This window comes from Barnesiella sp. CU968, from assembly GCF_905219685.1.
Classification (GTDB): Bacteria; Bacteroidota; Bacteroidia; order Bacteroidales; family Muribaculaceae; genus Lepagella; species Lepagella muris_A.
In genome coordinates, this window is the sequence record NZ_CAJMXD010000174.1 from 1 (window position 1) to 6,010 (window position 6,010).

At 46.7% G+C, this 6,010-nt stretch carries 4 protein-coding genes; all 4 read right to left on the reverse strand.

Features of this window, described 5'->3' with window-relative positions; translation table 11 throughout:
- Positions 1-142: 142 nt before the first annotated feature.
- A complete protein-coding gene (locus JX312_RS07930) occupies positions 143-1,378 on the reverse strand; it encodes a 3-deoxy-D-manno-octulosonic acid transferase (protein WP_370541488.1) in 1,236 nt (411 codons plus the stop codon).
- Between the two features lie 68 nt (positions 1,379-1,446).
- Complete coding sequence (gltX, locus tag JX312_RS07935) at positions 1,447-2,979, reverse strand: glutamate--tRNA ligase (RefSeq protein ID WP_204457632.1); 1,533 nt, start codon at positions 2,977-2,979, stop codon at positions 1,447-1,449.
- Positions 2,980-3,051: 72 nt separating this feature from the next.
- Entirely contained in the window at positions 3,052-3,711 is a 660-nt protein-coding gene (locus JX312_RS07940; protein WP_124029872.1) for a DUF3256 family protein, read from the reverse strand.
- Positions 3,712-3,721: 10 nt separating this feature from the next.
- Positions 3,722-5,680 carry a DEAD/DEAH box helicase gene (locus JX312_RS07945; RefSeq protein ID WP_124029985.1) on the reverse strand — a complete coding sequence of 653 codons (1,959 nt, stop codon included), beginning with the start codon at positions 5,678-5,680 and terminating at the stop codon, positions 3,722-3,724.
- Positions 5,681-6,010: the final 330 nt, after the last annotated feature.

Below are 6,010 nucleotides of genomic sequence, written 5' to 3' on the forward strand. Positions count from 1 at the left end.
TAGAAAAGACCGTACATCGTCTTCGGAATTTCCGCACCTTTTTTGGATGTATTGATGGTCAATGTTTTTTGTAGTCCGGCGGCAGATGCCATCAACGACCCTGCCGTCATTGCAATTGCGATGAGTTTTAACGATTTAGATTTCATGATGGAAATATAATATCAAAAATTTTATCTGTTGCGCCTATTTTGGCGCGTATATAGTCACCGGCATTGCGTCCGCGGGTTTCGCGTTCCCTGTCATTGTAAAAAAGAATATCCGCCATGCGCTCGAAGTCCTCTTTCGAAGCAATCGGGATTCCACCCCCTGACGATGCCATTTCACCTGCTTCAATGAATTTCTCATTATTAGGTCCGTAAAAAACGGGCACATCATATACGGCAGCTTCATTTATATTGTGAAGTCCGGCTCCAAAACCACCGCCGACATATGCCACATTGCAATATGCATAAGCCGAAGACAACAGTCCGAAGCAATCGATCACAAGAACCTGTTTCCCGTCAAGAAGTGCCTCGTCTTTCTGAGCCTCACTCATAAGCACTGCTCCATTCTTGAAAAGTGACACCAATGTATCAAGTCTCTCCTTATCAAATTCATGCGGAGCAATCACAAGTTTGATTTCCGGGTGTCTGTCAAACCATTCGGCATAGATACGTTCGTCTTCAGGCCAGCTGCTCCCTGCCATCATCACTTTATTCTTTCCGGGAGTGCCGGCAAAACGTTCTATCAAAGGAATCGGTTTTCTCGCGGCTCTGATGTCCGACACTCTGTCAAATCTGGTATCTCCACACACATCCACACTGTCTACCCTTATGGAATGCAGCAGCTGACGGCTACGTTCATCCTGAACGAAAATTCTGGTATACCATTTTAGCCAGTATCCGTACCAGGCACTGCGACGCTTGAAGAAAAACTGATCCGGACGAAAAACGGCACTTATAAGGTAAACGGGAATCTGGCGGCGCCACAATTCGTGGAGATAATTGCGCCAGAATTCATATTTCACGAATATGGCAATCTCCGGATTAACCTTGTCAATAAAGCGACGCACTCTGCCGGGGGTGTCGAACGGGAGATAGCACACACAGTCCGCACCGCTATAATTCTTACGGACTTCATATCCCGATGGAGAGAAGAAAGTCAGAAGAATCTTATATTCCGGACGCTCTTTCCTTATTTTCTCGATAATGGGGCGTCCTTGCTCGAACTCACCCAGCGAGGCGGCATGAACCCATATATAACGCGCATCTGCCTCGATTGATTCATCGAGACGGCGCCAGATCTCCTTCTGCCCTTCACTAAGCAGACGAGCCTTGGAATTTTTAAAGCCGGCAACTTTCACGCCAACCCCAAATGCGGAAATAGCCCCTGAATACAGGGGCTTCTCCAAAAGTTGCCGACAACCTTCGGCGAGGAATCCCCTCACCTCTTTAGGATGTGGTAGTCTCATTTCTCGGGTGCCGGTATAGTTTCGATTGCCTTCCTAATTCTGTCAATTACCTCGTTTTTGGGCATGAGTTCTGTTATATCGAACATATGCGGACCGCGGCATGCTCCGACAACAGCAAGACGGAATGCGTTCATGACATTACCCAAATGATAACCTTTCTCTGAAATCCAGTCAAGCACTATTTTTTCAGCATTTGCCGAAGTCATGTCTTCAATTCCTTCCAATATGACAATCAGCTCCTCCATAATGCGGGGTGTATCAGCGCTCCACCGTTTCCTGACATCCTTTTCGGCATAAGACACAGGAGCAACGAAGAAGAAATCAGCCTGACTCCAAAGATCAGGAATCAGATTGGCTCTCCCTTTCACCATTCCGAGAGCTTTTGCCACATAATCCGAAGAGAAATCTGAAATGCCTTTCTCTGCAAGAACAGGCATAAACAGAGCAGCCAGTTCATCGTTATCCTTTTTCATCAGGTATTCATGGTTGAACCATATCCCTTTCTGATAATCGAACTTTGCTCCTGCCTTGGAACAATGATCAAACGAGAATTTTCTTACCAGTTCATCCATATCCATCAGCTCCGAATCATCCCCGGGGTTCCAGCCTAAAAGCGCAAGGAAGTTCACCACCGCTTCCGGAAGATAACCTTTCTCCCTGTAGCCGGACGAGATTTCACCGGAATTCGGATCGTGCCATTCAAGCGGGAATACAGGAAACCCGAGTTTGTCACCGTCCCTTTTTGAAAGTTTCCCGTTGCCTACGGGCTTCAGCAACAACGGCAGATGCACGAACCTGGGCATCGTGTCACTCCAGCCGAAAGCCTCATACAAAAGTACATGCAACGGCGCAGACGGCAGCCATTCCTCTCCGCGAATCACGTGACTCACCTCCATGAGATGATCATCTACTATATTGGCGAGATGATATGTGGGAAGATCGTCAGCACTTTTGTAAAGAACCTTGTCATCAAGAATAGAAGAATTCACAATAACTTCTCCGCGTATCAGGTCATTTACACGGACTTCCCTGTCGGGTTCTATCCTGAACCGCACCACATACTGCGTGCCGCCGTCTATAAGGGCTTTGACCTCCTCGTCAGACATGGTCAATGAATTGCGCATTGAGCCGCGTGTAGAAGCGTCATACTGGAAATTTGGAGTGGCAGTCCTGGCTGCCTCAAGCTCCTCAGGTGTGTCGAATGCGATGTAGGCTTTGCCTGAATCGAGGAGTATTTTTACATATTCACGATATATGTCTCTGCGCTGACTCTGCTTGTAGGGACCGAATTCGCCGCCTTCGCGCACACCTTCGTCTATGCCGATTCCGAGCCATGCGAGAGATTCGTTTATATATTCCTCCGCACCGGGCACAAAACGGCGCGAATCTGTGTCTTCAATTCTCAGTATCATGTCGCCGCCGTTGGCGCGTGCGAACAAATAATTATACAGAGCCGTACGGACTCCGCCGATATGAAGCGGTCCTGTTGGAGAGGGGGCAAAACGTACTCTTACTTTGCGTTCCATAATGTTGGTAGTGTTGTGTATTTGAGAAACAGCTGCACAAACAGCCTATGTTTCTGCAAAATTAATCTATTTCAATTATTTCTCCAAATTGAATTTGGAGCCGGTCCACTTGTAGTGCAGCCGGGGTTTCAGCAACGGCTTTATACTCGCATAATCATCGGCGCTCATGAACTGCCCGACGGTAAGTTCGGCACTCATCCCCGTTCCGTTTACATCAGGCTCATAGCGCACAGTGGGGAATGGCACAAGTTCCGCCACTCTCTTCTTCGACTCCTTATCAGGATAATCAAAAAAATCATCAAGAGTGGCAGGCTTTATGAACTTTGCGGTTTTCAGCTCAGTGTAATTGGAATCGTAAAACCGCAGTTCCGTGTCATAAGCCTGGTCTTTGTCGCCGATCGTATAGGCGGTCATGACCACTTCTCCCCGTTTCAAAGGAAGCACTTTGACCGTGATTGTCGAAACAGGAGTCAGATTAGCCTTAACGTAATCGCGAGTAACCTTGTCAAGAAAAGACAAGCCCTCCATGACATTCGGTATTTTTGCGATGCTGTCGGCAGCGTAATAGTCAAGCATATCCATGCGTCTTGACTTGTCGATAAGGTCAAGCACAGATATCGGCAACTCAACAAACGCCTCCGAAGCGGTAATCGTATCGTGTGCCACAATCTCTGCCCGCATGTTCGCTGACAATGCCGACACCATCAAAATTACAAGTATACAGACCCCTTTCATACTTATACATTTATTTCATAAAAATATCATAGTTGCCGTTATATTTCGGCTTCTTAGAAGATTTCCCCTTCTTCTCCTTCTTACTTTTTTTCGAATCCTTGATTTTTTTCGAATCCTTGCTTTTATTCAGTTTTGAAGAAACAAAATCCACGATATAGTCATCCATGGCATCACGATTCTTGCTTCTCTTTGATTTGGAATCTTTCTTTTGCGATGCGGATTTTCTCTCGCCACGGCTTGAAGATCCTCTCCCCGCGCTCTCATCCTTATCTTTGGAATATTTCTTTCCGCCTCTTCTCGCTTTTTTGGATTCAGCGGAGTAGTCACGGTCTGTGGCAACCTCCGCATATATCTTGTCTCCGAAAAAGTCTGCATGTTTCAAAGCATCAAGCACTCTGTGCGCATCATCCTTACGCACATCGAACAGCGTATATCCGGGCAACAGATCTATACGTCCTATGACCGGTTTCGGACCGGCGACGTTCTTGTTGACAAGCTCCATGAGATTGCCGGGGAAGAAACCGTTTGACTTACCGATGTTGACCATCAGCCTTTCATATCCATCTTCGGCTTCTCTGCGATCCTTGTCTTTCTTCTCACGCGGCTCGGATTCCTTTCTACCTTTCTTCCCCTTGTCGGATTCGTTAAGATCGATATCGGGCATATTCTGATAATATGCGAGAAGACGGTTGAATTCAAGCGAAAGCACTCGTTTCAACAGATCCTCTTCCGAAAGCCATTCAAGTTTCTTGCGGACACCGGGAAGGTATTTCCCGATCTCACTCTCATTGACCTCTACGCGCTCAAGGCGGTCGGCAAGATTATAGAGCTGTTTCTCAATAATATGTTCCGGAGTCGGAACCTTGAGATATTCAAAGTCCTTTCCTATCTTGTTTTCAATGAGCCTTATCTTGTGCTTCTCGCGGGAGTGTATAATTGCTACCGAGACTCCTGTCTTGTTGGCACGACCTGTTCGACCGCTCCTGTGCGTATAGACCGCCACATCGTCGGGAAGACCGAAATTTATCACGTGCGTAAGGTCATCCACATCAAGCCCGCGTGCAGCGACATCGGTCGCTATCAGGAGCTGCGTCACATGGTCTCTGAATTTTTTCATTGCAAGATCCCGCTGAGCCTGCGAAAGGTCTCCGTGCAGACAATCTGCATTATAGCCATCGGCGATGAGTTTGTCGGCAACCTCCTGAGTCTCCTTCTTTGTGCGGCAGAAAACTATGCCGTAGATGTTGGGACTGTTGTCAACCACCCTTTTGAGCGCGAGATATTTGTCATGTGCCTTGACCATATAATAGATATGCCGCACATTCTTCGACCCCTCGTTGCGGTTTCCGGCAACGAATTCAACAGCGTCTCGCATGTATTTTCTTGCTATCTGCGATATTTCTTTGGGCATTGTTGCCGAAAACATCAGCATCTTGCGGTCTTCCGGAACATGCGACAGGATTTCATCGATATCATCAAGGAACCCCATGTTCAGCATCTCGTCTGCCTCGTCAAGTATGACCGTGTGCACATTGTCGAGTTTCACAACTCCTCTCTTGATCAGGTCTATAAGTCTGCCCGGAGTTGCCACTATGACCTGAACGCCTTTGCCCAAAGTGCGGATCTGGCTTTCTATGCTCGAACCTCCATACACCGGGAGAATCTTTATTCTGTCGGCATATTTAGAGAAATCCGCGAGATCCCCAGCTATCTGAAGGCATAATTCACGGGTCGGAGCGATAACAAGTGCCTGTGGCACAGACAACTCCACATTTATGCGTTGAAGCACCGGCAGACCGAATGCTGCGGTCTTGCCGGTTCCGGTTTGCGCAAGACCCACAACATCTCCCTCTTTCTCAAGAAGATGTGGAATCACCATCTCCTGTATAGGCATCGGATGTACAAAACCCATCTCAGAGATCCCTCGCAGAAACGTTTCATCCACTCCAAGATCCGCAAAAGTTTTCAGTTCGGGAACCTCCTCCGCCATAACTTCCACAGCCTCCGGCAGGATTTTATTGTCAATAATCTCCGCTTCAGCCGAAATCAACTCTTTATCTGATTGTTTCTTTTTTTCCATTTGTAATTTCTATCTAAGTTATTAACGCGCTCATGAGCAGATTTCCCTAAACTGCGCGTATAAATTGCAAAGTTACTAAAAAATGATTGAATATTACGAAGTTTTATTATCTTTGCAGTAAACTTGTGCAAACTTATTACTCCTAAGTAAGTGTTGGAAATTAGCTTATATTAAATTTTAGGAGATTTTGAGATGATTTCATGATTCCGAAGAAGGAGC

Coding starts and splice junctions, on each gene's coding strand:
- JX312_RS07940 (WP_124029872.1), bottom strand. CDS start 3,711: ATGAAAGGGGTCTGTATACTTGTAATTTTGATGGTGTCGGCATTGTCA.